The organism is Neobacillus drentensis, assembly GCF_036965645.1.
Taxonomy (GTDB): domain Bacteria; phylum Bacillota; class Bacilli; order Bacillales; family Cytobacillaceae; genus Neobacillus; species Neobacillus drentensis_D.
In genome coordinates, this window is record NZ_JBALPZ010000002.1 from 13,122 (window position 1) to 14,401 (window position 1,280).

A 1,280-nucleotide genomic window follows, 5' to 3' on the forward strand; every position below is an offset into this window, starting at 1 on the left:
GTGCTAGGAGATATTTCTATATAATTCCATAAAATTAAAGTCACAACGCGTTAAAAAAGTATAAAGGAAAATAGTAGGATTTACTTTCCACCATCATTTCTGAAAAATAAAAGGAGAAGATGTTGAAAGGTCGTGATCGATAAGATGTTTTATATAAGAGATATTGAGAAAATAATTGAAAATACATTGAAAGAACACAAATTAACGGTTGATTATGAATTTAACAATACCCTGCCCGCACCTATGAGTTTTAATGTAACAAATACAACGATTAAGTTTAACTATTTACAAATTAATGGATACATAGCTAATATTAAATTTAAGATAAAAGAGTCAGACGAAGACTGTGTAAAACTTATTCTCTATCATCAGCTTGGATATTATTTAGTTTTTAAGAACAACAAACATGATTTAAGGGTTTTAAAGTATTTCGATGATAACAAAAAAGCACAGCTGCTAGATAGAATAGAATCCAATGCCTGGGATTATGGCAGAACCCTAGTACCAGAAAAATTAGTAAATTCCTATGATCAAGTCCGTGAATTAGATAAATTGCTACAAAAAAACTATTAAACAAAATGTAAAACATGATAAAAGTAATGGGGGTCAGACTCCCATTACTTTTAAATTTTGACTCTAGGAAATTACGATTATTGAAATGATAAAAAATCAGTCTTTAAAAGATAGCCCATTTTCCTTTAAAGCAGACCTAAGTTTCGGTATAGAGGCTGGACCCATACCGTGAAATTTCAAAATCTCTTTTTCACTATATGATGATAACTTCTGTAAAGAAGTTAAACCATTGTTCTCCAACGCTCGTCTTGCTGGTGCCGATAGCAATGCAAGAAATCCATTTTCAGGCTTGCGTTCATGCTCACAAATCGGACAGATTGGACATTCGCTACTTTTAAAATATTTATGCCCGTTGTTACAAGTTCTTAAATTTTTATTGGAAGTTGTCATTTTTAAACACATCCTTGCTTTTATGAAATGTTATACAATAAGAAAACAGATGGCCACAGCTATCGCATCTTTTACTACAGTAAGCTTAAGAGTTGCAGGGGCTGTATCCTTTTTACCCGAGAACTAATTCAGGGCAGTTGGATGCCTCGCCAACCGCTTACATCGCATTGCCCATATTCATTATCACCCACAGCAACCACTGTGCCGTCCGATTTAAGACCGATGGTATGGGAACAACCCGCCGCAATTGCCACAATATCTCGCCAATCACATACATTACATTGTCCATATTCATTCAAACCCACAGCCGCCACAGT

The 1,280-nt window shown here is 34.4% G+C and carries 2 protein-coding genes and 1 pseudogene; 1 reads left to right on the top strand and 2 read right to left on the bottom strand.

Going from position 1 to position 1,280, the window contains the following annotated elements; genetic code table 11:
• The first annotated feature begins 132 nt into the window (after positions 1-132).
• Positions 133-573 (top strand): hypothetical protein, encoded by a 441-nt coding sequence (locus V7266_RS00165; RefSeq protein WP_335465096.1) that lies wholly within the window; start codon positions 133-135, stop codon positions 571-573.
• Between the two features lie 96 nt (positions 574-669).
• On the opposite strand, the gene V7266_RS00170 is transcribed toward V7266_RS00165, so the two are convergent.
• Complete coding sequence (locus tag V7266_RS00170; protein ID WP_335465098.1) at positions 670-963, bottom strand: RNA polymerase alpha subunit C-terminal domain-containing protein; 294 nt, start codon at positions 961-963, stop codon at positions 670-672.
• A gap of 128 nt (positions 964-1,091) precedes the next feature.
• Positions 1,092-1,280: pseudogene (locus V7266_RS00175) on the bottom strand (RCC1 domain-containing protein); the annotation flags it as partial.

Bases quoted from the DNA above. Each gene is read 5' to 3' on its own strand.
- V7266_RS00170 (WP_335465098.1), bottom strand. From the start codon at position 963: ATGACAACTTCCAATAAAAATTTAAGAACTTGTAACAACGGGCATAAA.